Genomic DNA, 22,735 nt, shown 5'->3' with positions numbered 1-22,735 from the left:
AAATTAACGAGTGAGTTTCCATGTAAAACGCAACTGGGCTGTCGCCTCCACCGCCTCGCCATTCAGTAATTCTGGTTCAAATTGACATTTAGACAAGGCCGACAAGGCGCGGTAATCGAGACGACGGGTACCACTGCTTTCAACAATGCGCCCATCCTGCACCACGCCCTGCGTATCAAGCATAAATTCCATTGTTACCGTGCCTTGCTGCCCTAAGCGCACCGATTCATCTGGGTACTCCGGCCGTGAACAACTATTCCAATCAACACTCGCCGCACGCCTGACCGCGGCCGCCTTCTGCACTCCCGCCGCGCCTTGCTGTGGCGCTGCTTTCGCCTGCACAGCCAACGCCTGCCTACGGCCCTTCTCTGCACTGCGCGCCCGTATTTCGGCTGCCTCTGCAGCGCGAGACGCCGCCTCTGCGGCCGCCTGCGCCATGGCCAGCGCAGCAGACTGCTCCTGCAAGGTTGCTAACTGTTGCTGCTGAAGCTTACTTTGCTCGTGCTGACTAAACTCTCCGTCCAAACGCCGCTGCCACTGCGCCAATACCATCTGCTCTTCCGACTGCAGCGCATCGTCATTTTTCACTGATGAAAGCGCCACCGCTGCCGACGTTGGCGCTGGCATTGCCACACTCTGCTCGCCACCCGATGATAGCCACGCCGTCAACCCTGCTGCGGCGCAAACACCCAATAACGAAATCGCAATTACCGACTCCGCCGATTGCCCAAGCCCTATTTTTCTTGGTGCGCCCACCGCGTCTATCATTTCACTCACTCGCAACCTCCGCTATTTGCACAGCTACGCTGTCAAACCAAATAATCGCCCAATTCGTTTAAACATCCCGCGGCTATCATTTGCGGCTGGTGGTGGTGCTTCAGCGGCAAGACGCAGTGTTTGCGCGGGATTCTTCTGCAGTATTTCAAAACGGCGCATTGCTAAATTCACGCTACCCCGCAACAGGCCTTCACTAATCGGCTTACTCAGAAACCGATAAATTTGCCCACGATTGATAAGATCAATCCCCTGCTCCGCATCCGACTGAGCAGTTAATACAATCGCAACCAAACTCGGGTGGTGCTGCCGCAAGGCGCTGAGTAAATCAATAACCACTTCACCCCCAACGGTTAGCTCGGTAATAATGACCCCTATTTTATGTCGCTCTAATACGCCTAGGCCCTCATCGAGATTCTTTGCCGGATACACGGCACGATCACGCCCCAGTACGCTCTGCAAGGAAATACGGCTTGCTTCATCATCATCGAGAATCAAGGTTCCTACGTCATCAATGCCAGGGATATAAACCTTCTCAGTGGGATCTTCATCTACTGCCAAAGCCACGTGATCAACCGTTGACGCCTTAACAGCTGCCGCGATGGTTTGCCGAAGATCAACATTTGACCAAGGCTTATTGATAAACCGAAAAATTTCACCGTCATTAATTGCCGCCAAAATGGCACTGAGATCGGAATAGCCAGTTAACAGTACACGGATAGCACGGGGCCGAAGACTCTTAGCCAACCGTAGCACCTCCACCCCAGTCATCTCTGGCATGCGCTGGTCGCTAACCACCACATCAACATCGCCGTCACGCAAAATCGCTAACGCCGCTTTCCCCGAATCCGCAGTGAGCACATCGTAATCTCTGCGAAACAAAGCTTTTAATGCCACCAGAATTCTCGGCTCGTCGTCGACAAATAGAATTCGTGGTTTTGCTGCCGCCGCATTCGTATTGGCTAAGTCATCCATACTATTCTCCAAGCAAAACTACGTCATGCACGGGCTTAATATCCGCCACCTTAGCGAGTTTTTTAATTGGTAGGCGAATCACAAACTCGCTTCCCTTACCAAGCTCTGACTCAACGTGAATAGTGCCGCCGTGATCCTCGATAATTCGGAACACTATCGACAAACCCAATCCCGTTCCCTTACCCACCGCCTTGGTAGTAAAGAACGGTTCAAAAATATGGGCCCGAGTATCCTCATCCATGCCGCTGCCGTTATCGCGAATAGCGACCTCAACATTTTCGCCAACTTGACGAGTCGCAATCTGAATTAGGCCTCGGCCATCCATTGCTTGAGCGGCGTTGTTAATGAGATTAAGAAACACTTGGTTCAACTGCGACGGCGCGCAGCTAATCTCGGGTAACGCTGCGAAATCACGATCAACATTAATGCCGTCTTTAAGTTGGCTATTACAAATTTTAAGGGCGGTATCAATGCCCGCATTTAAGTCAAAGAGCTGAGACTGCGAGCGATCGACACGACTAAAATCTTTCAGGCTCATCACCAGTTCAGAAATTTGATTTAAGCCATATTCAACATCGGCCAGCAACACATCAAATTCTACTAGGCTTTCCGCATCAACCTCTTGCCCCATACCCTGCATAGATTCACGAATGATTTCAACATTGCTACTGGCATAACCGAGGGGCGTGTTAATCTCATGGGCAACACCGGCGACCATTTGACCCAGCGATGCCATTTTCTCAGACTGAATCAATTGCCCCTGCTGCATTTTCAAATCGTCAAGCGCCTTGCTCAGCGCTTGGGTGCGCTTGTCGACAATTTTTTCTAGATTGTTATTGGTGTTTTGCAGCTCGTTATTAGCATTATCTAGCGCCGAGAAACTTGAGCGGAGGCGCACCGCAATCAAACCAAAAGCAATTAACAACGCCACCGCGTATACCGCGAGAGTTTGCCGATAACGCTTGGCCGTATTCTGCAAGCCTTGAAAATGATTTTCATAGGCGTGCTGTAATGCCTGCAAGGACTTTCCCGTTGCAATATCATCAAACTGACTAATTAATTTTTGTAAATCGTCGCGACTATGACGTAGTAAATTAATTGTATCTAAAAGATGCCCCAGCGCACCCCTTGCCGCATCGTTCTCAAGCTGTGCTGCGGCCGCGCTTACCTCGGCACCTAATTCATCTAAAAGATGCGCATTATCTGGAGCGGATTGAATACTGTATGCCGTCGCCGCTTGGAGCATGGCCATAATATTTTTACGAAGCCGCTCAGAGTTATTGACCTCCGGCACATTAAGAACCGAAATACCCGCCACGCGCATTACAGAAAAATATTGTGCCAAGCGCGCCAAGCGCGCGGAGTACTCGTTGAGCAAACTTAATTTTGCCGACGCTTGTTCGCCGTAGCGCACCAAAGCCTCATCTATATTAGCGCTCAAACCAGCTAGGCCCGCTTGACCACTGCCCACCGCGTGCTGGGTTACATCAAAACGCTCTCTTGCCAGTTCGAGCTCCCTAGCGCCAGACTCCAGCGCCAATCGCGCCCGCAGTATTTGCTGATTCAACGCAATATCGGCCTTAGCCGCGCTGTCAATCTGCTCTACTCGAATAACGTGAAGACCAGTTTCTAGCGGGTTGCGTAGCATTTTCCACAACAAAAACACAATCAGGCTCAATGCCAGCGATATCGCCAGCAGCACCAGCGTTCGCTGCATGCCAAAACCCTTTACGGCAGACAATTTGCGGTGGCGATAACTGTTTGGTGTAAATCCTGTAATTTCTCTTCTTATTGTTTTAATCGCCGACACAATGTCTCCTTCAAGTAAGTTTCTTGAGAAAATCAGCAGCACTAATTATTGTTTTAATATAAGAAAACTTAAGTAATCGAATCCCTTAGGGATCTTCGCAACGTTATTATTAGAGTGTGTAATAGAGCAGCAGAATAAGAGCTTGCCACGCAAAAGTCTAGTGGCAATAATTGGCCTACTACGGGCTAAAAATAAAATCGAAAACATCTGCCTAGCTATCTACTTCACTATCGGTCTAAAATTAATATAAATTGCAATGGAAGCACATCACAATGATCGGCCAAAATAACATTCAGTATACTCGACGGCTTCCGCTTGAAGGTGCCCCCAATATCCGTGATCTAGGCGGCTACCAAACAGACGATGGCGGCTTTACACGCTGGAAAAAACTCCTTAGGGGCGGCCGCCTTTCTAACCTCAGCGCTAACGATCAAACCGTTTTAGAGCAGTTCGACATCCGCGTTGTCTGCGATTTTCGCAATCCCAACGAATACCAGCAGGATATTAGTAAGCTGGCAAACATGCCCAAAGCGATCATTCACAACCTCAGTATCAGCCCTGGCAATCAGCAAAACATTATCGATATTAGCAGTATCGGCGCAGGTCAAATGTCGAGCTGGATGCAACAAATAAACCGCGAGTTTGTACTAAATCACAGCCACACCTACCGACATATGTTCGAGTTACTACTAGGCAATAGCGACGGCGCATTCCTCTTCCACTGTTCTGCCGGCAAAGATCGCACCGGCTTTGCCGCCGCCCTAATTCTGTCGGCGCTGAACGTACCACGCGACGTTATTATGGATGACTACCTCCTAACGGCGCAGTACTACCCCCCGGCTGGCGAGCTAGAATACCTCGCCAAAAAATATGCCCGCAATTACCCCGACGTTGACATGGACTTATTTGCAACCCTAACATCCACTCGGCGGGAATTTCTCGAGGCGGCATTCAGCGCCATTGACGAGCGCTACAGCTCAACAGACGAATACTTGGAAAAGGAACTCGGCCTATGCAGCCAAAAGCGTGAACAGCTAAAACAGCGCTATGTTGAATAATTCTAAGGCCACAAACACTCAGCCCCAGCCTTAAATTAAGCCGCCCCAGTCACGATATAGGCCGCGCTCGCAACGCCAACCCCTCCGATAAAGCAAAGCCTGATAGTTAATGCCTACAGTTAGCCACCACACTTTGCCTCCAAGGCTATCAGCCCACTGAAAACTACCGTCTCGCCAACGCGCCCCATAACATAACAGCTGCCAACATTTAATATTAATGTCATTTCCCTTTTGTTATTTCAACATATGGACTGTATGCGCCATGTCGGTCACACTTTGACCAATACACTAAATGAAATACATAAGGATCAATCAAATGAACTCCTCTGTCGTCATTAGCGGGGTGGGCCTGTGGACTCCAACACATAGCATTAGCAATGAAGAGCTCGTAAGCAGTTACAACGCTTGGGCTGAACACTTCAATCTTGAGAATCAAAATGCCATCGCCGCAGGAGAGCTTGAAGAAAAACCGCTTTCTAGCGCAGACTTCATCGAAAAAGTGTCCGGCATTAAGAATCGGTATATCTATTCAAAAGAAGGCACCTTAGACATAAACCGCATGCGCCCGATACTGGAAGTACGCGGCGACGACGAAGTCTCTCACCAAGCTGAAATGGCGATTTCTGCGGCAAAAGCAGCGCTGGCGGCCGCAAATAAAACCGCCGCCGACATTGATATGGTGATCGTGTCCTGCGCCTACACACAGCGCGCGTATCCGGCCATCGCCATCGAAGTACAAGCGGCGTTGGGAATCGAAGGTTTTGGCTTTGACATGCTCGTTGCCTGCTCCGCTGCCACCTTTGGCTTACAAAGAGCGGTTGACGCCGTTAAAGCAGGAACATCAAAGGGCGTGCTTGTCATCAACCCAGAGCTCACCTCCCCCCAAGTTAATTATATGGACAGAGACTCACACTTCATCTTTGGTGATGTCGCAACTGCCATTGTGGTCGAAAGCAGCGAAACGTGCGTGTCTACCCACGCATTCGATATACTTAGCACAAAAAGTGTCACGTCCTACTCCAACAACATTCGCTCCAACTTTGGCTACGTAACACGTACAACGGACGAAGACCCCTATTCAGCCGATAAGCTATTTCACCAAAATGGCCGCAAAGTATTTAAAGAAGTTTGCCCAATGGCAGCCGACCATATTGAAAGCCATTTACAGAGCCAAGGCATTCAAGTGTCGGAATTAAAGCGCTGGTGGCTACACCAAGCCAATATCAACATGAACCTACTGATAAGCAGACGCTTACTAGGCCGTGACGCAAGCCTTGAAGAGGCGCCTATTGTGTTAGACGAGTATGCAAATACCGCTTCCGCGGGATCTATTATTGCGTTTGCCAAACACCACGAGGATTTAAGCGCTGGTGATATTGGCGTAATTTGCTCGTTTGGAGCGGGTTATTCTATCGGCAGCTTAATCCTTAAAAAGCGATAAGCCGCACAACCACAAAGCATTACAGGGGCGTTAGTAAATTCATGAGCCCGCCCCTGTAATTTTCGGCAACAGAACTCAGCTTTGTTTAGGCAAAAAAAACAGCCACCAAAGTGACTGTTTTTTCAAATATGGTCGGAACGGCAGGATTCGAACCTGCGACCCCCACACCCCCAGTGTGGTGCGCTACCAGACTGCGCTACGCCCCGATTTGAGGGGTGGCATGATACCCCAACGTATTGATTTAGTGAACTATCTTTTGAGAAGTTTTGCGACTTCTTCTAATTCACCGAGCATTTGCCGAATAACTTGCCGCGCCTGTGAGGATTCTTCTTTAGCAACTTCACCAGACATACGCTGCCGAGCGCCACCAATGGTGTAGCCCTCTTCGTACAAAAAGCTGCGAATCTGCCTAATCATCAACACGTCTTGATGCTGATAATAGCGACGATTTCCGCGCCGTTTTACCGGTGTTAGCTGCGGGAATTCCTGTTCCCAATAACGAAGAACATGGGGTTTCACACAGCACAGCTCACTTACTTCACCAATAGTGAAATAGCGCTTACCTGGTATAGGCGGTAATTCGTCGTTATGACTTGGTTCCAGCATAGTCCTCTACCCTGGATTTTAATTTTTGGCCGGGCCTAAATGTCACCACGCGACGAGCAGAGATTGGAATCTCCTCTCCCGTTTTGGGGTTACGCCCGGGGCGCTGACTCTTGTCGCGGAGGTCAAAATTACCGAAACCGGAAATCTTAACCTGCTCGTTATTCTCCAAACAGAGACGAATCTGCTCAAAAAACAACTCCACGAGCTCTTTCGCCTCACGCTTATTAAAGCCTAGCTCTTCGTATAACCGTTCGGCCATTTCTGCTTTAGTGAGGGACGTCATCACACTAGTTCCTTAAACTTGCGCCAAATGCCTCCTGCAAGGTTTGCACAACTGCCGCAACAGATTGATTAACCTCTTCCTCATTCAGAGTGCGTGATGTATGCCTGAACGTCAAGCCCACAGCCAAACTTTTTCTTTCAGGATCAATGCCTTTACCTTGATAGAGGTCAAACAGCTTCAAGTCACTAAGGCAATCCCCCGCCGCGCCTCTAATTGCCTGCAGCACGTCGGCTGCGGGTAATTCGCGAGCAACGATCAAGGCCAGATCCCGCCGCACCTCAGGGAATTTAGACAATTCACTGAATTTAGGCACGTCGCGAGCCAATACCGGCTGCTGATCAATCTCAAACAAATACACCGGATTGACCATATCCCACTGGGCTTGCAAGCTGGGGTGCAGAGCGCCAATACGGCCAATTAGCACGTTATCGCAAAACACATCGGCGCACTGACCTGGGTGCAGGGCCGCATAACTGCCCGGCGCGAAGGTGATTTCACCAGCAGCAACAGACAGTAAGCTCTCTAAGTCACCCTTAAGATCATAAAAATCGACTAATTCGCCGTTTTCATTCCAACTTTCAGCAGTGCGGCGACCAGTAATGAGTGCCGCTAAGGTTGGAATTTGCTGTAAGCCGTTATCGCCCTTCACAAAACGCTGACCCGCTTCAAAGATGCGGATACGCGGCTGCTGGCGTTTGGCATTGTGCATGGCGGTTTTTATCAAACCGGGTAATAAGCTAGTGCGCATAACCGACATATCGGCAGAAATTGGGTTGAGTAGCTCAACACCTTCCACACCCTCGGCCATCGCCTTATGCATTGCGGGATCAATAAAACTGTAAGTCACCGCCTCTTGATAGCCACGGGCAACCAATTGCTGACGCAACGCGCTCAGGCTGCGCTTGCTTTCCGTCGCTGGGCGAATAGTCAGCGCATCTTGAATCGGCCGCACTGGCAGGCGGTTATAGCCGTAAATCCGCGCCAGCTCTTCGAGTAAATCGACTTCAATGCTGATATCAAAACGCCAGCTCGGCGCAATCACTTCCCAGCCACCCTCAACACGCGTTACCGTCAAACCTAAACCCGCGAGAATGGATTCTACGTCGCTGGCAGCCATGTCCATGCCCAGCACTTTGGCAATGCGCTTTTCACGCAGCAGAATCGCCTTACGTTCAGGCATAGACGCTGAGTCGACAACCGATACCGGCCCTGGCTCACCGCCACATATCGCAACAATCAGCGCTGTAGCGCGCTCTATGGCCCGTGCAGGCAGCTCAAAGTCGACGCCGCGCTCAAAGCGATGCGAGGAATCGGTATGCAAGCCGTAAGACCGCGCCCGTCCCGCCAATAAATCAGGCGTAAAGAAGGCCGCTTCTAAAAACAGGTTCTGAGTCGCAGAAGTCACCGAGGACACTTCGCCACCCATAATACCGGCGAGCGCGAGGGGCTGCTGTTCGTCGGCGATTAGCAAACTGCCTTCGCGCAGGGTTAGCGTTTGGCCGTCGAGCAATTCCAAAGACTCATCAGCCTTTGAGTGCCGTACTACCACCCCACCATTGAGTTTATCTAAGTCAAAGGCGTGCATGGGCTGGCCCAATTCCACCAGAATGAAGTTGGTGACATCGACCACCGCGTCGATACTGCGCAAACCACAGCGGCGGAGTTTTTCCTGCAGCCACAGCGGGCTGGACTTAGACACATCGACATTGCGAATAACACGGCCCGCATAGCGAGGGCAATCAGCGCCAGCCTCAACCCGAATGGGCAGCTGACTGTCGTTAACTGCCGCCACTGCCGCGATATCTAAATCAGCAAAAGCGATATCATTGAGCACTGCCGCTTCGCGAGCAATACCGCGAACACTCAAGCAGTCGGCGCGATTCGGGGTTAGACCCAATTCGATAATCGAATCGTCTAAACCAAGAAAAGCGCGAATATCCTCACCGACTGGCGCGTCTAGAGGCAGCTCCATCAGGCCATCGGATTTCTCTGCCAAGCCTAGCTCTTCTTCTGCACAGAGCATACCGAAGGACTCAACGCCCCGCAGCTTGGCTTTCTTGATTTTGAAATCACCGGGCAATACCGCGCCCAAGGTCGCCAGCGGTACCTTTATACCGGGACGAGCATTGGCGGCGCCGCAGACTATCTGCACTTCTTCGCTGCCAGCATTAACACGACAAACCTGCAATTTTTCGGCATCGGGGTGCGGCGCTGTTGCCACAATCTCAGCCACTACAACGCCAGAGAATACACCGGCTACCGGATCAATGGCGTCCACTTCTAGACCGGCCATGGTAATTTGCGCCGCTAACTCGTCGGTGCCAACGGCGGGGTTAACCCACTCTCGCAACCACTGTTCACTAAATTTCATATGCTATCCGTTTTGAAAATTGTCGCTGAGGCTGTTTTATCTAAATTGACCGAGGAAACGCAGGTCATTCTCAAAAAACAGACGCAAATCGTTAACGCCGTAACGCAACATAGCTAAACGCTCTACGCCCATACCAAAAGCAAAACCAGTGAAGCGCTCAGTGTCGATATTCACGTGCTCAAACACTTGGGGATGAACCATGCCGCAGCCCATAATTTCCAGCCAGCCGGTTTGGCTGCATACGCGGCAGCCCTCGCCATTACACATCACGCACTCGATATCCACTTCCGCCGATGGCTCGGTAAAGGGGAAATACGACGGGCGGAAACGCACATTCAGCTCTTTTTCAAAGAAACTACGTAAAAAGGCTTCAACCAAGCCCTTAAGGTCAGCAAAGCTGGATTCTTCGCTGATCAACAGCCCTTCAACCTGATGAAACATCGGGGTATGGGTTAAGTCAGAATCGCAGCGGTATACGCGGCCCGGACAAATCACTTTTAGCGGTGGCTCACTGCTTTCCATCACTCGCACCTGTACCGGCGAGGTGTGGGTACGCAAGACGGTGGATTCGTCTACGTAGAAGGTATCGTGCATCGCCCGTGCAGGATGATGAGCGGGGATATTGAGGGCTTCAAAATTGTGATAGTCGTCTTCAATCTCGGGGCCTTCAACCACCTCAAAGCCAATGCTTTCAAAGAAGGCACTAATGCGCTCAATAGTGCGGGTTACGGGGTGTAAGCCACCGGCTTGCTGACCGCGCCCAGACAGGGTCACGTCAATTTTTTCAGCTTCAAGCCGTGCATTCACCGCCGCCAGATCCAGCAGCTGTTTGGCATCGGCAATCTGCGTTGACAGCGCTTCTTTCACGCGATTGATCTCGGCACCCGCAGCGGGACGCTCTTCAGCAGACAGCTTACCAAGGCCCTTCAACAGGGCCGTGATATGGCCTTTCTTACCAAGATACTCAACCCGCACCTGATCTAAGGTTGACGCGTCTGTGGCGGCACTAATTTTTGCCGCAGCTTCTGCCGCCAGCCCTTCTAGATTATCCATGCTGCGCTCCCAATCTCCGCGCTAATGCCCCGCCGCACTGCAGCGTGGCTAAATTTACTGTGTCAGAAACAAAATAGGGAAAGGGCATAAGCCCTTTCCCTATAGTAAAACAAAGCTATATGGCCGCTACGCAACGGCCTATCGCTTTTTAAGCTAAGGCTGTTTTCGCGCGTTCTACGATAACAGCAAAGGCTTCTTTGTCGTGTACGGCCAAATCGGCCAATACGCGACGGTCTAAAGCGATATCTGCTTTTTTCAAACCAGCGATCAAACGGCTATAGCTCAGGCCATTAGCACGTGATCCAGCGTTAATACGCGTGATCCACAAAGCGCGGAAAACACGTTTCTTGGCACGACGGTCACGGTAAGCGTATTGACCCGCTTTAATTACCGCCTGTTTTGCAACACGGTAAATACGTGAACGGGCACCATAGTAACCCTTGGCTTGTTTCAGAATCTTTTTATGACGACGGTGTGCGGTCACACCACGTTTTACGCGGGGCATAGAATATTCCTCTTAATCTTGATGACGTTAATCAGATGGCGCGCAACATGCGGTCAACCAGAACTTTGTCCGACTTATGGACTGCACTAGTGCCACGTAGCTGACGCTTACGTTTGGTGGTCATCTTGGTCAAGATGTGGCTTTTATGAGCGCTTTTGCGCTTATAACCGCTACCGGTTTTCTTGAAGCGTTTTGCCGCCCCGCTGTGTACTTTCTGTTTTGGCATCGTTAGATACTCCGCATTCTTAATGTAAATTAAATCAAGTAGGCCCTAAGAGCTCACTACTTTTTCTTTTTCGGAGCAATGACCATGGTCAATTGACGACCTTCCATTTTTGGAAATTGTTCTACAGAACCGAATTCAGCAAGGTCTTCTTCAACCCGCTTCAACAGCTGCATACCCAATTCCTGGTGGGCCATCTCACGACCGCGGTAACGCAGGGTTACCTTGGCTTTATCTCCGTGTTCCAAGAAACGTGTCAGGTTGCGCAGTTTTACCTGATAGTCTCCATCTTCCGTACCCGGGCGGAATTTTACTTCCTTAACCTGAGTTCGAACTTGGTTTTTTCGAGCCGCAGCTTGCTGCTTTTTGGCCTCGAAAACATGTTTGCCGTAGTCCATGATCTTACAGACAATTGGGTCTGAATCAGTGATCTGAACTAAGTCCAATGTCGCTTCTTGCGCGGCTTTCAATGCTTCTGAAAGCGGGACAACGCCAACCTGGTTGCCCTCAGCGTCGATTAAGCGAACTTCATTGGCTTCAATTTCTTCGTTTATCGGCGCTCTTTTGCTGCGCCCTTTTGCGTTATCGCGTTTAATTGCTAGTTCTCCGAATTTGCGCGGCTGCGTTTAGCTACGCTGTCTGCGAGGAGTTTACTGAGGTCATTGATGGATACTGACCCCAAATCTTCGCCACTACGTGCACGTACCGAAACAGTCTGGGTTTCTACCTCTTTGTCACCAACGACAAAAAGGAAGGGGACCTTCTGAATTGTGTGCTCGCGGATTTTAAAGCCGATCTTCTCATTTCTCAAGTCCGCATCGACCCTAAAGCCACAATCTCTCAATAAATCTTGCACATTAGTTACATATTCGGCCTGATTGTCCGTAATATTACAAACCACCGCCTGAATCGGCGCCAACCAGACTGGAAAAGCGCCCTCGTAATGCTCGATCAAAATCCCGATAAAACGCTCAAATGAACCCAAAATTGCACGGTGCAACATTACGGGTGTTTGCCGAGTACCTGCTTCGTCAACATATTGCGCACCGAGACGACCCGGCATGGAGAAATCGACCTGAATTGTGCCCAGCTGCCAAACTCGGCCGATACAGTCTTTTAATGAGAATTCAATTTTAGGACCATAGAAAGCACCTTCGCCGGGCAATAATTCCCACGGCAAACCTTTGCTATCGAGGGCCAAGGCCAAGGCTTTTTCGGCGCGATCCCAATCTTCTTCGCTACCCACCCGCTGCTCTGGGCGAGTTGAAAGACGATAAATCACTTCGGTAAAGCCAAAGTCCGCATACACCTCGTGAAGGAAATCGATAAACGAGGCAACTTCAGCCTGAATTTGATTTTCAGTACAGAAGATATGGGCGTCGTCTTGGGTAAAACCCCGAACCCGCATAATACCGTGCAGCGAACCCGATGGCTCGTTGCGGTGACAAGAGCCGAACTCCGCCAAACGCAATGGCAAATCACGATAGCTGCGCAAACCCTGATTAAACACCTGCACATGGCAGGGGCAGTTCATCGGCTTAACGGCAAAAGTGCGCTCATCCGCGCTGAGGGTAAACATGCCATCGCTGAATTTATCAGCGTGACCTGACTTCTCCCACAGGGAAATATCCACTACCTGAGGCGTGCGAATTTCCTGGTAATCATTTTTGCGCTGCTTATCGCGCATATACTGTTCAATCGCCTGATAAACACTCCAGCCTTTGGGGTGCCAAAAGACCATACCCGGTGCCTCTTCCTGCATATGGAAAAGATCGAGCTTTTTCGCCACTTTACGGTGATCGCGCTTTTCAGCTTCGGCAATGCGGTTCAAATAGGCTTTAAGTGCCTTTTTATTGCCCCAAGCCGTGCCGTAAATCCGCTGTAACATGGCATTGGCCTGATCACCACGCCAGTAGGCGCCAGCAACCTTAGTCAATTTAAACGCGTTGAGCTTGCCGGTATTAGGTACGTGGGGACCGCGACACAGATCCATCCAGTCGCCCTGCTGGTAAACGGAAATATCTTCGTCACCCGGTAAATCTCGAATTATCTCAACTTTGTATTCTTCACCCAAATCGCTGAACGCCTTGACCGCCTCTTCGCGGCTCATCACCTTGCGCGACACAGTCAAATCCGCAGAGGACAATTCAGTCATCCGCGCTTCAATTTTTTCTAGATCTTCTGGGGTAAAGGCGCGCTCGTAGGCAAAGTCATAATAGAAGCCATCTTCGATTACGGGGCCAATAGTGACCTGCGCACCAGGAAACAGATCCTGCACCGCCATCGCCAGTAAATGCGCGGTGGAGTGGCGGATAATATCCACGCCCTCTTCATCACGCTCTGTAATAATGCCCAGCTCGGCATCATCAGAAATCAAATAACTGGTATCGACCAAGGTGCCGTTCACACGGCCAGCAAGCGCCGCCTTGGCGAGACCCGCGCCAATATCCATAGCAACATCGGCAACAGAAACAGGGTGTTCAAAAACGCGCTGACTCGCGTCTGGAAGGGTAATAACAGGCATAAGACTATCCTTTCAGTGGTGGCCCCTACCAAAGGTCACGTGACGTAAAAATACAGCGTAAAACTGCAGAGGGTTTAAGGCCGCTATTATGGCCATAGCGCCACCGCTTCGCAAGCCAAAAACCGCCGCAAATCAAGCACTCCCGAGCGCCACCCCTGAACTTTACAGGCTTGGCGTTGACTTATAGGCGCGGCGGTAAGTGGCGAGACGCCGAACATGCATCTAAGCTGACTACCAATGTAAGCAGACCCACTTCGACTAAAACGAGAACTCCTAATGAAAAAAGCCCTTTGTATTGCCCTATTTTGCGCATTCAGCTTACAAGCCAATGCAGGTTTTTGGGAAAGCCTAAGTAGTATTTTCAGCTCACCAGAGCCAGCACCAACAGAAGAAAGTAAGGCATCGCCCTCCGGCAATACCGGCAGCATCACCACAACCACCACAAGCACAACGACAAGCAAGGCATCGAGCAGCGAAGTAAGTATAAGCAGCAGCGTATCCCTCGACGCCAACACCGCCGCAGCGGCCAATCAAACCGCTACCGGCAGCATGATTCAAACCGGCATTCAACTACTGCCATTGCTAAGCCAAACACTCGGCGTAAGCACCTCACAAGCTGCCGGCGGCATGGGTGCCTTACTGCAAACAGCACAAAGCTTGTTATCTGGAAATGACTTTAGCGTCATCGCCAACGCCATTCCCAACGTGAGCGGCTTGCTCGGCGCAGCTCCTGAAGTTAAATCACAAGCCAATAGCAGCCTGCTTGGCAGCGCGATGAAAATGGCGACTGATTCCAACCCTTCTTTAAAAGCAGGAGCGCAGCTGGTTTCCCAATTTAAATCATTGGGCATGGGCGCGGAGATGATTCCTAAGTTTACTGATGTAGGTAGTAATTATCTAAAGCAAAACGGTAATCCAGAGGCGAGTATTTTGTTGGATGCGGCAATTTCTGGGGCTTTGTGATTGGGAGAGGCTTGACGGGAGATGGGAGACGCTAAGGGCGAAAAAAAACATAAGCTCCATGATTCGTCGCTTTTGCGTTTTCCGTCTCCCGTCTAGCGCTTTGCTTTCTCCGTTTGGCCGAGGCTATACAGCATTGAGTGCGCCTGAAGGCTGGATTACTTTTGACCCTACGGGCGACCTAAAGGTCGTCCAAATTGCTGGCGCAATGAGTGATCAAAACTGGCTAAGGCCACTTTTGACCCTACGGGCGACCTAAAGGTCGTCCAAATTGCTGGCGCAATGAGTGATCAAAACTGGCTAAGGCCACTTTTGACCCTACGGGCGACCTAAAGGTCGTCCAAATTGCTGGCGCAATTTGTCGAAGGGGTTCCTTCCGCACATAACCTACCAAACACAAAAAAGGCCCACTATTTAGCGGGCCTTTTTTGTGTTTGGTAGGACTACCCAGATTCGAACTGGGGACCTCTACCATGTCAAGGTAGCGCTCTAACCAACTGAGCTATAGTCCTATAAAGGACGCGCATTATAATCAGGGGTTTTCCCGAGCACAATAGTCAATGACGTATTAATGGGCGGTAAAAAACCGCTGCTTAAGTTCCGATAACTTATCGCGAACATTGGCGGCAGCTTCAAATTCAAGGTTTTTGGCATGCTGCTGCATTTCTTGTTCGAGCTTTTTAAGGAGCTTAGCCAGTTCCGTTGTCGACATCACCGCCGCATCCTGCAAGTAATCGCCCGACGGCTCGGCAACTTTACGGTTGTCATGCCGGTTGTGCTTTTTGCCTTTTGAGCCAGGGATCGCGCCAGCGTCGAGAATATCTTCCACTGACTTTTTAACACCAACCGGCGTGATATTGTGTTTTAAGTTGTGAGCGATTTGCTTCTCGCGGCGACGCTCAGTTTCGCCAATGGCGCGCTCCATTGAGCCAGTAATGCGGTCGCCGTAGAGAATCGCCTTGCCATTAAGGTTACGTGCAGCGCGACCAATAGTTTGGATTAATGAACGCTCGGAGCGCAGAAAGCCTTCTTTGTCGGCATCCAAAATCGCCACCAAAGAAACCTCTGGCATATCCAAACCTTCTCGCAACAGGTTAATCCCCACCAGCACATCGAATTTCCCCAAGCGTAAATCACGGATAATCTCTACCCGCTCGACGGTATCAATATCAGAATGTAAGTAGCGAACGCGAATACCGTGTTCGTCTAAATACTCAGCCAAATCCTCGGCCATGCGCTTGGTCAGAGTGGTGACCAGCACCCGCTCACCCACATCGGTACGCTTAGTAATTTCGGAGAGTAAGTCATCGACCTGCGTAGTTGCAGGCCGCACTTCAATTTGCGGGTCGATCAAACCCGTTGGCCGCACCACCTGCTCAACGGTACGCGCTGAGTGTTCGCTTTCATAATTACCTGGCGTGGCCGACACCATAATCATTTGCGGCACTAGCCGCTCCCACTCTTCAAAGCGCATAGGCCGATTATCCAGCGCCGACGGCAAGCGGAAGCCATATTGCACCAAGGTCTCCTTGCGCGAGCGGTCACCTTTGTACATAGCGCCAATCTGGGGAATGGTAACGTGAGACTCATCCACCACAACCAGAGCATCTTTCGGAAGGTAATCAAACAAGGTCGGCGGCGCGGCACCCGGCTCGCGTCCAGAGAGATAACGCGAGTAGTTTTCTATGCCATTGCAGTAACCCAGCTCGCGAATCATCTCAATATCGTAGCGGGTGCGCTGTTCAAGACGCTGCGCTTCCACCAACAAATCGTTCTCGCGAAGATGCTGCAAGCGCTCAAGCATTTCTTCTTCAATGAAATCCACCGCCTTGAGAAGAGTATCGCGAGGCGTGACGTAATGACTTTTGGGGTAAATCGTAATACGCGGAAATTTACCGAAAGACTCACCCGTTAAGGGATCGAAACCGGTAATCGAGTCGATTTCGTCATCGAACAACTCCACCCTTACCGCGTCTTTCTCGCTGTCGGCAGGAAAAATATCGATAACATCACCACGCACCCGATACGTGCCGCGCTGAAAGGCAATATCATTGCGCGTGTATTGCAGCTCCGCTAAACGGCGCAGCAACTGCCGTTGATCGATACGCTCACCCCGCACCAAATGCAAAATCATTTTAAAATACAGCTCGGGGTCACCCAAACCGTATATCGCCGACACCGAGGCAACAATGATCGCATCAGAGCGCTCCATTAGCGCCTTAGTCGCCGACAAGCGCATTTGCTCAATGTGATCATTGATTGAGGCGTCTTTCTCAATAAAGGTGTCAGAAGCAGCTACATAAGCCTCTGGCTGGTAGTAATCGTAATAAGAGACGAAATACTCGACCGCATTATTCGGGAAGAATTCTTTAAACTCACCGTAGAGCTGCGCCGCTAGCGTTTTATTCGGCGCCATAACGATAGTCGGCCGCTGCAGAGACTCAATCACATTGGCAATGGTGAAGGTCTTGCCCGAGCCAGTTACCCCTAACAAGGTCTGAGCGTGGAGCCCCGCATTCACCCCCTCTATCAAGCCGGCAATCGCCGCAGGCTGATCACCCGCAGGGGCGAATTTAGACACTACTTGAAAAGGTTTAGACATCCACCATGCACTCGCTGCAGAAAACCACCCATAGTACCCCTCTACCTCCCCGCCCGCAAAGGTGCTAGAAGCTGGTTGCCACATCGCGCTAAGCACCCGAAATTGTTCATAAAACCACCAATACAATATTTTCTTCCACAAAGGGTTGACGCACTTAGGAAACCTCCTTAATATGCGCGTCCTCAGCTGTTGAAGCTGATCCGCCTTAGCTCAGTTGGTAGAGCAAATGACTGTTAATCATTGGGTCGCTGGTTCGAGCCCAGCAGGCGGAGCCAAACAAATGAAGGGCTTACCGAAAGGTAGGCCCTTTTTTTATTCCTCACGTGTAACCCTGTGTGTAACTTTCCGCGCACGCACTACCTTTTAAAAAATAAATACCAAGAAAACCTGACCTTAAGGCAAAAAAAAGCCCCTCAGTAAAAGGGGCTTTTTAGTAATTTCGCGCCGAATACTCAGGCCATTTTTAACTTGTTAGCCGCCCATTGCATCGACTCTTTTTTGTCTCGCCTTAATGACTCGATCTCTGACTTCGTCAGCAGTCCGCTTGGAGTGGAGAATATAACGAGCCTCCCACTCGGTGAGCTTCGCAAAATCGTACTCGAACTGACTTTCCCACCACTCTTCAATTTCGCCATATTTATCACGCAATTTAATCAAAGTTTCTTCAGACAACCTCAATTGTCGCGAATATTGCTTTCCTGTCAAGGCGTAAATACCGATAACGCGCCCAAACTCTTCAACATGCCCCTTTAGACTAGCAAATGTTCCACCTTGGGTAAGCGTATCATCCACCAGAACCGTAAGGGTTCCGTCAGGAAGAGAGCCCTCAAAAGCGGGCGCATTCGCTAGTCTATACCAACCATCCTGCCCAGTGCGCCCAACCTTGGTAACCTGAATAATCGTTTCTTCCCACTGAATGCCCAGCCTCGCAGCCAGCACAACAGCAGCTGCCAAAGGCAACTTATTCGCTCCCGATGCTTCGATTCCGTATACAGGAACCAAAACTGCAGGACGGCCATTTAATAAGCCTTTGAGTGCTCCCACCGCTTCATCAGAAATAATCGCGTCAGCGATTTCCAAGGCGGCTTGCATTGAACCACCTTTTGCAGCTACATACTGCGAATGACCTGTTGCCGCAGCAAGATCACAGTCCACCACAACATCAGGGAAATCTTCCGCCCACGAACTTCTTATAATCGCAGCCATTTTTTAAACCCGCCCCTAAACATCCTTTACGAGGAGCTCCATTTTGACTTGCTCAGGAACTGGGTCAAAATCAGCCAAACTTTTAGCTGACATCCCTATTTCTCTTGCCTTACTCAACAAGCCCTTGTCATGGCTTATAATGTGATTGCAATTTCTCGCTTGGCAGATTGCCAAAATTTGCCGGTCTACTTGTATTTTGGTTTTGATCGCATGAGGATTAATTCGCTCCAACTTCTCTAGCTCCCTCAATTCTTTATCATTGACTAGGTTTGCGCACTCCATAGCAGCCAACGTATCAAAATTAACTATTTCGAAGATATCAGCCTCAGCAAGCACTCGCTCGATCACCTCCCGCTCCGGCTTGCTATATTTAACAAACAGCTCAGCTAGAACAGGGCTAGGAATTAAAATTACTCCTTTTTGCCTATCAATATCATCTATTAACCGCTGCGCGCGATCATAAACTCGGTCAACTATTGAATTATCCGCAGGATTGCGAAGAGAGTTATGGCCTCGATTCAACAATACGATTAAAACATTAGTATCTAGCGCGACCCTCATTAGGGTCGAGTATCCAGCAAGTCTGCGTGCGGATCTGCCACATCACCCCATCCCGAAGGAAGACTAGAAAGAGCTTGGAATGTTTCGCGAATTGAGGCCCTTTTTAGCGGTTTGAACTCGCTAATCACAAAGCTCGAAAGCACCCATTCATTCTTTACCGGCTCCTTGAGCCACTCAGCGTCACCTATTACTTGAATTTGGTGCCAAAGATGAGACTTCATTTCCTCAGCAATCTCACGATCAACCTTACACCGATATTCTTTCCCATCAGACGCCTGAAGGAATGCTCTAACGGTATCTTGCTTGCCGCCAAGATCAAATAGTAGCCCCTGAAGAGCCTCATTCTTCATTGACACGATTTGCCCCTTATCAGCCACCTTGCCAGCTATCGTCCACATGGGCATCTTGCCATGATACAACTTGGCGGAAGAATACCCGTGAGCCTTCAATAATCGACCAATATTGCGCTTAGCCCCCTTAGGGTCTGAGGTCACGCTGGCCAGCCTAGTTTTCGCAACGGACTTAGACTCCCCTGCGACACTAAAATTTAACCGAGCGCTACCAGGTGTTATTGACTCAAAATGAACATTATTAACACCTTCCAATACATTCGATATTTCGGCCAAATATCTTGCAAGATGGGCCATTGGCAGAGTCTCCGGACTACACCCATTAATACGAAATGTGTAATTTGATTTATCGTATCGAGCCATGACGGCCGCCTCACTTCAATATTACGGAATTCAAAAATCCCAGTCGTTAATATCGCAATTGCCAACACTTATGGCAAGCCCTACCCGCCACAACCCAGAGAAATTCAGGTACGACTATTTCAGAAGACTAGCTCATTTATTCTGCATATAGTTGCTACGTCACGGGTGTGAGAATCGAAACCTTCAGACTTAAAAAAGGCTTCGCCGCAACGCGGAATGCACCCGCCCTAGCTGACGTGGTTATTTCTATGACTCGGGCACTGCACGCCTTGTCCGAGGGATGGTCACTAAAGGCGAAAGCCTTTAAGCAATCATCCAATTAAAAATCACACAACGATTGAGAGGGCCTTCCCTTAGCTAGAAGCCTCGATGGAAATTTTATACACAGCAAACACATCCAATACTTCCAAACCAGCGCGAAGCTCACCAAGAATGGCCAATAAATTGCGAGTAAAATAGTCTTTGTGACTATTGCTAAGCATTACACTTGGAGCCTCCCGATCCAAAACAGTGGCAAACATTGTATCGACTGTAAGAACAGTCCCCTCAGGAACGCTAGGCGTCCGAATAATTGAAGCATTCCATAAAGCAGGAGGGACCGGCATAGTCGGTGAGCCGAATATATATTCTTCGTCGGTAGTAGACTTAGTAATCTGGATCCGAAACCAATCAAGCGGGTTCATCAATACTAAATTGGGGACATAACCATTGTCAGCCTGACGCGTTAACGACTCACCAATAATATCAGCCGGCGTCACACCTATCGTAGGAATGAACGCGACAGCCTGAGCAAGTAAACCGTTAATTTTCCCTTGTCCACCGACACCATTGATAATCTGATGTTCCAGACGCGACAGCAACTTATGAGTAACAATTCGATCAATCGCACCCTGCAAAGTACTGTGATCACTAATCACCTGACGAGAAGCGGTAGTGTGTGCGGCGATAGTAACGATATTGGCGGTAGCCAATTCGCCATCCACATCAATTTCAGCTTTCTCATCACCTTCGTTGACCTGCTCAGACGCATCTCCGGTAGAACCAAGCTGTATAAACTCAACTGAATCACTTATTGTAGGGCGAGAAGGCAACGCATCCAGTAAACGAAGCGGCCGCTGGGCTTCATTAACAAAGCCGCGCCGCTCAGCCTGACCGGCAATATAAGAATCGTCACTTGTTGCACCACTTTCATTGGAAGTGCTATTTGTATTTTGTAATCGTGGCCGAGATAAAATCAAACTTCTGTATTGGGAGCGAAATGGTTTTGTGGTCTGGTATAAGCGCCTAGAAAAGCAGCGCTTTAAGTGGCCTCGCCAATGCGAATCAGGCTATGAATTACGCGATGGCCGCGACTTAAACTTCTTGCTCGATGGTTGGGATATTTGGCGCAATAAACCGCATGAAACCTTGTATTTTGACTCGGTTAGCTAACGATCTTTTGGTATAATACGCGTCATGACGACGCGACCATCAACCCCTTCTTCTGACGATATCCACAGCCTCAAAGCTTTGCTTTTGGAGAAGGATAAGCGCATCTCGTTACTCGAAGAACAAGTGCGTTTATTAAAGCATAAACGCTTTGCGGCCAGCAGTGAGAAGTCGGATGGGCAGACGGAGCTGTTTAATGAAGCGGAAGCGGCTGAGCCTGCCCCAGAAGAAGACCTTAACGAAAACACGGATGACGCTGAAACTGAAACGATCCAATACGAGCGTCGCAAATCCCGTGGTCGTAAAGCGTTACCCGCTGACTTGCCGCACGTTCGTATCGAACATGATCTGGCTGATGCCGACAAAGTCTGTGAATGCGGTTGTGCGCTAACGCATATTGGCGAAGACACCAGCGAGCAGCTGGATATCATTCCCGCAACCGTACAAGTCTTAGTACACGCCCGACTGAAATACGCCTGCAAAGCGTGTGAATCGACGGTACGTACCGCCGCATTACCGGCGCAGCCCATTCCAAAAAGCAATGCGAGCGCAGGCCTACTGGCGTATATCGCTACCGCGAAATACCAAGATGCGCTGCCATTGCACCGTCAAGAAGCCATCTTCAAACGGATGGAGATAGACATTCCCCGCAACACCCTCGCCAATTGGATGATGCGCAGTGGCGAACTAATCGCGCCACTTATCACCCAGCTTGATCGCGAGCTCCGCCGAGGAAAAATCATCCAGTGCGACGAAACGCCGCTTCAGGTATTAAACGAACCGGACAGGCCCGCGAGTAGCCAATCGTATATGTGGGTCAGGCGCAGTGGCGCCCCCGATCACCCCATCGTGTTATATGACTATGCACCGAGTCGCGCTGGCAGCGTGGCGGAGAACTTACTCAAGGGCTTTAGTGGTTACCTGCAAACCGATGATTATGCGGGCTACCATGCCGTTGGACGCCAAGACGACATTAGCCATGTGGGCTGCTGTACCCAAAGGGCATAAAGGCTCATGCCCGCCGTAAATTCATTGATGCGCAAAAGGCGGGGACATCTAAAGACAAAAAGACTACCCGCATCGGCAAAGCCGATGTGGCCATTAACTATATTGCCAAGCTGTATGCCATCGAAAAGCAGGCGAAAGACGCGAGCAGCGAAGCTCGCCGCCAACTGCGACAAGAGAAAAGCGCCCTGATCCTAAAAGCCCTGCGGGAGCGGTTGGACAAAACGCTACACAGCACCTTGCCCAAAGGCCTGCTCGGTACGGCGCTGGGTTATCTCAATAAGAACTGGGAAAAGCTCGTAGCCTACACAGAAGACGGCGACGTAAACATCGACAACAACTTAGCCGAGAACGCCATCCGGCCCTTTGTTATAGGCCGCAAAAATTGGCTGTTTAGTGCCACACCGAGGGGCGCCCATGCCAGCGCCGCTATCTACAGCGTAATCGAAACGGCAAAAGCAAATGGCCTTGAGCCGTATGCGTATCTGCGGGAAGTGTTTACAAAGCTGCCGAGCATATCCAGCGATGAAGAATTACAGGCGCTGCTACCTTGGAGTGTGTCGCTCGTATAGGGTGTGGTTAGTTGACATTCAATTACCCACATCTATTGCAAGCTCATATCCAGAGCGCATTTCGT

General features: G+C 50.1%; 20 protein-coding genes, 3 tRNA genes and 1 pseudogene. 6 read left to right on the top strand and 18 right to left on the bottom strand.

What is annotated here, in order from left to right; translation table 11 throughout:
- Positions 1-3: 3 nt before the first annotated feature.
- The 3 genes from P1U47_RS16640 to P1U47_RS16630 are packed head-to-tail and all read right to left on the bottom strand — an operon-like array spanning position 4 to position 3,559.
- Complete coding sequence (locus P1U47_RS16640; RefSeq protein ID WP_301030339.1) at positions 4-768, bottom strand: energy transducer TonB; 765 nt, start codon at positions 766-768, stop codon at positions 4-6.
- Between the two features lie 33 nt (positions 769-801).
- On the bottom strand, positions 802-1,749 hold the full coding sequence (locus P1U47_RS16635) for a response regulator (protein ID WP_301030307.1): 948 nt from the start codon (positions 1,747-1,749) through the stop codon (positions 802-804).
- 1 nt (position 1,750) lies between these two features.
- A complete protein-coding gene (locus tag P1U47_RS16630; RefSeq protein ID WP_301030306.1) occupies positions 1,751-3,559 on the bottom strand; it encodes an ATP-binding protein in 1,809 nt (602 codons plus the stop codon).
- A gap of 272 nt (positions 3,560-3,831) precedes the next feature.
- Here P1U47_RS16630 and P1U47_RS16625 point away from each other — a divergent pair, with 272 nt between their 5' ends.
- Both P1U47_RS16625 and P1U47_RS16620 read left to right on the top strand, forming a co-directional pair.
- On the top strand, positions 3,832-4,617 hold the full coding sequence (locus P1U47_RS16625; protein ID WP_301030305.1) for a tyrosine-protein phosphatase: 786 nt from the start codon (positions 3,832-3,834) through the stop codon (positions 4,615-4,617).
- A gap of 316 nt (positions 4,618-4,933) precedes the next feature.
- Positions 4,934-6,058 (top strand): beta-ketoacyl-ACP synthase III, encoded by a 1,125-nt coding sequence (locus P1U47_RS16620; RefSeq protein WP_301030304.1) that lies wholly within the window; start codon positions 4,934-4,936, stop codon positions 6,056-6,058.
- 129 nt (positions 6,059-6,187) lie between these two features.
- On the opposite strand, the gene P1U47_RS16615 is transcribed toward P1U47_RS16620, so the two are convergent.
- From P1U47_RS16615 to thrS, 9 genes are all read right to left on the bottom strand, one after another.
- Positions 6,188-6,264, bottom strand: a tRNA-Pro gene (locus P1U47_RS16615).
- Positions 6,265-6,307: 43 nt separating this feature from the next.
- Positions 6,308-6,664, bottom strand: coding sequence for a MerR family transcriptional regulator (locus tag P1U47_RS16610; protein ID WP_008247201.1), 357 nt, complete (start codon positions 6,662-6,664; stop codon positions 6,308-6,310).
- The gene (ihfA, locus tag P1U47_RS16605) at positions 6,645-6,947 is read right to left on the bottom strand and encodes an integration host factor subunit alpha (protein ID WP_008247199.1); all 303 of its coding nucleotides are present in this window, start codon (positions 6,945-6,947) and stop codon (positions 6,645-6,647) included. The genes P1U47_RS16610 and ihfA overlap by 20 nt, the downstream gene beginning before the upstream one ends.
- A 4-nt stretch (positions 6,948-6,951) precedes the next feature.
- Positions 6,952-9,318 carry a phenylalanine--tRNA ligase subunit beta gene (gene pheT / locus P1U47_RS16600; protein ID WP_301030303.1) on the bottom strand — a complete coding sequence of 789 codons (2,367 nt, stop codon included), beginning with the start codon at positions 9,316-9,318 and terminating at the stop codon, positions 6,952-6,954.
- A 36-nt stretch (positions 9,319-9,354) separates the two neighbouring features.
- On the bottom strand, positions 9,355-10,371 hold the full coding sequence (gene pheS / locus P1U47_RS16595) for a phenylalanine--tRNA ligase subunit alpha (protein WP_301030302.1): 1,017 nt from the start codon (positions 10,369-10,371) through the stop codon (positions 9,355-9,357).
- Between the two features lie 148 nt (positions 10,372-10,519).
- A complete protein-coding gene (rplT, locus tag P1U47_RS16590; protein ID WP_008247192.1) occupies positions 10,520-10,876 on the bottom strand; it encodes a 50S ribosomal protein L20 in 357 nt (118 codons plus the stop codon).
- A 31-nt stretch (positions 10,877-10,907) separates the two neighbouring features.
- On the bottom strand, positions 10,908-11,102 hold the full coding sequence (rpmI, locus tag P1U47_RS16585) for a 50S ribosomal protein L35 (protein ID WP_008247190.1): 195 nt from the start codon (positions 11,100-11,102) through the stop codon (positions 10,908-10,910).
- A 56-nt stretch (positions 11,103-11,158) separates the two neighbouring features.
- Positions 11,159-11,695, bottom strand: coding sequence for a translation initiation factor IF-3 (gene infC / locus P1U47_RS16580; protein ID WP_184461958.1), 537 nt, complete (start codon positions 11,693-11,695; stop codon positions 11,159-11,161).
- Between the two features lie 2 nt (positions 11,696-11,697).
- Positions 11,698-13,623: a threonine--tRNA ligase gene (thrS, locus tag P1U47_RS16575; protein ID WP_301030301.1), complete on the bottom strand. Its 1,926-nt coding sequence runs from the start codon at positions 13,621-13,623 to the stop codon at positions 11,698-11,700.
- 276 nt (positions 13,624-13,899) lie between these two features.
- On the opposite strand from thrS, the gene P1U47_RS16570 reads away from it, so the two are divergent.
- On the top strand, positions 13,900-14,586 hold the full coding sequence (locus tag P1U47_RS16570) for a DUF2780 domain-containing protein (protein ID WP_301030300.1): 687 nt from the start codon (positions 13,900-13,902) through the stop codon (positions 14,584-14,586).
- Between the two features lie 432 nt (positions 14,587-15,018).
- Here the strand turns inward: P1U47_RS16570 and P1U47_RS16565 are convergent.
- A tRNA-Val gene (locus P1U47_RS16565) sits at positions 15,019-15,095 on the bottom strand.
- Positions 15,096-15,151: 56 nt separating this feature from the next.
- Positions 15,152-17,185, bottom strand: a complete 2,034-nt coding sequence (uvrB, locus tag P1U47_RS16560) for an excinuclease ABC subunit UvrB (protein ID WP_301030299.1) — start codon at positions 17,183-17,185, stop codon at positions 15,152-15,154.
- A 199-nt stretch (positions 17,186-17,384) separates the two neighbouring features.
- Here uvrB and P1U47_RS16555 point away from each other — a divergent pair.
- Positions 17,385-17,460: transfer RNA gene (locus tag P1U47_RS16555), tRNA-Asn, on the top strand.
- Between the two features lie 196 nt (positions 17,461-17,656).
- Here P1U47_RS16555 and P1U47_RS16550 read toward each other — a convergent pair.
- The 4 genes from P1U47_RS16550 to P1U47_RS16535 form a co-directional block, all read right to left on the bottom strand.
- Positions 17,657-18,391, bottom strand: a complete 735-nt coding sequence (locus P1U47_RS16550) for a hypothetical protein (RefSeq protein ID WP_301030298.1) — start codon at positions 18,389-18,391, stop codon at positions 17,657-17,659.
- Between the two features lie 15 nt (positions 18,392-18,406).
- Positions 18,407-18,952 (bottom strand): PIN domain-containing protein, encoded by a 546-nt coding sequence (locus P1U47_RS16545; protein WP_301030297.1) that lies wholly within the window; start codon positions 18,950-18,952, stop codon positions 18,407-18,409.
- Complete coding sequence (locus P1U47_RS16540; RefSeq protein ID WP_301030296.1) at positions 18,952-19,599, bottom strand: hypothetical protein; 648 nt, start codon at positions 19,597-19,599, stop codon at positions 18,952-18,954. The genes P1U47_RS16545 and P1U47_RS16540 overlap by 1 nt, the downstream gene beginning before the upstream one ends.
- A 419-nt stretch (positions 19,600-20,018) precedes the next feature.
- Positions 20,019-20,903, bottom strand: coding sequence for a phage major capsid protein (locus tag P1U47_RS16535; protein WP_301030295.1), 885 nt, complete (start codon positions 20,901-20,903; stop codon positions 20,019-20,021).
- On the opposite strand from P1U47_RS16535, the gene tnpB reads away from it, so the two are divergent.
- On the top strand, positions 20,863-21,096 hold the full coding sequence (tnpB, locus tag P1U47_RS16530; RefSeq protein ID WP_301030294.1) for an IS66 family insertion sequence element accessory protein TnpB: 234 nt from the start codon (positions 20,863-20,865) through the stop codon (positions 21,094-21,096). The two genes, P1U47_RS16535 and tnpB, sit on opposite strands and share 41 nt — an antisense overlap.
- A gap of 24 nt (positions 21,097-21,120) precedes the next feature.
- Positions 21,121-22,670: pseudogene (locus P1U47_RS16525) on the top strand (IS66 family transposase).
- The last annotated feature ends 65 nt before the right edge of the window (positions 22,671-22,735 follow it).

Source organism: Zhongshania sp. (assembly GCF_029212375.1).
Lineage (GTDB): Bacteria > Pseudomonadota > Gammaproteobacteria > Pseudomonadales > Spongiibacteraceae > Spongiibacter.
This window is presented reverse-complemented; position numbering and strand designations above follow the sequence as displayed.

Excerpts from the sequence above, each read along its gene's own strand:
- uvrB (WP_301030299.1), bottom strand. The coding sequence starts at position 17,185 with ATGTCTAAACCTTTTCAAGTAGTGTCTAAATTCGCCCCTGCGGGTGAT.
- P1U47_RS16620 (WP_301030304.1), top strand. The coding sequence starts at position 4,934 with ATGAACTCCTCTGTCGTCATTAGCGGGGTGGGCCTGTGGACTCCAACA.
- rplT (WP_008247192.1), bottom strand. The coding sequence starts at position 10,876 with ATGCCCCGCGTAAAACGTGGTGTGACCGCACACCGTCGTCATAAAAAG.
- P1U47_RS16635 (WP_301030307.1), bottom strand. The coding sequence starts at position 1,749 with ATGGATGACTTAGCCAATACGAATGCGGCGGCAGCAAAACCACGAATT.
- pheT (WP_301030303.1), bottom strand. The coding sequence starts at position 9,318 with ATGAAATTTAGTGAACAGTGGTTGCGAGAGTGGGTTAACCCCGCCGTT.
- P1U47_RS16610 (WP_008247201.1), bottom strand. The coding sequence starts at position 6,664 with ATGCTGGAACCAAGTCATAACGACGAATTACCGCCTATACCAGGTAAG.
- P1U47_RS16625 (WP_301030305.1), top strand. The coding sequence starts at position 3,832 with ATGATCGGCCAAAATAACATTCAGTATACTCGACGGCTTCCGCTTGAA.
- P1U47_RS16540 (WP_301030296.1), bottom strand. The coding sequence starts at position 19,599 with ATGGCCCATCTTGCAAGATATTTGGCCGAAATATCGAATGTATTGGAA.
- pheS (WP_301030302.1), bottom strand. The coding sequence starts at position 10,371 with ATGGATAATCTAGAAGGGCTGGCGGCAGAAGCTGCGGCAAAAATTAGT.
- P1U47_RS16545 (WP_301030297.1), bottom strand. The coding sequence starts at position 18,952 with ATGAGGGTCGCGCTAGATACTAATGTTTTAATCGTATTGTTGAATCGA.
- rpmI (WP_008247190.1), bottom strand. The coding sequence starts at position 11,102 with ATGCCAAAACAGAAAGTACACAGCGGGGCGGCAAAACGCTTCAAGAAA.
- P1U47_RS16640 (WP_301030339.1), bottom strand. The coding sequence starts at position 768 with ATGATAGACGCGGTGGGCGCACCAAGAAAAATAGGGCTTGGGCAATCG.
- thrS (WP_301030301.1), bottom strand. The coding sequence starts at position 13,623 with ATGCCTGTTATTACCCTTCCAGACGCGAGTCAGCGCGTTTTTGAACAC.
- ihfA (WP_008247199.1), bottom strand. The coding sequence starts at position 6,947 with ATGACGTCCCTCACTAAAGCAGAAATGGCCGAACGGTTATACGAAGAG.
- P1U47_RS16550 (WP_301030298.1), bottom strand. The coding sequence starts at position 18,391 with ATGGCTGCGATTATAAGAAGTTCGTGGGCGGAAGATTTCCCTGATGTT.
- P1U47_RS16570 (WP_301030300.1), top strand. The coding sequence starts at position 13,900 with ATGAAAAAAGCCCTTTGTATTGCCCTATTTTGCGCATTCAGCTTACAA.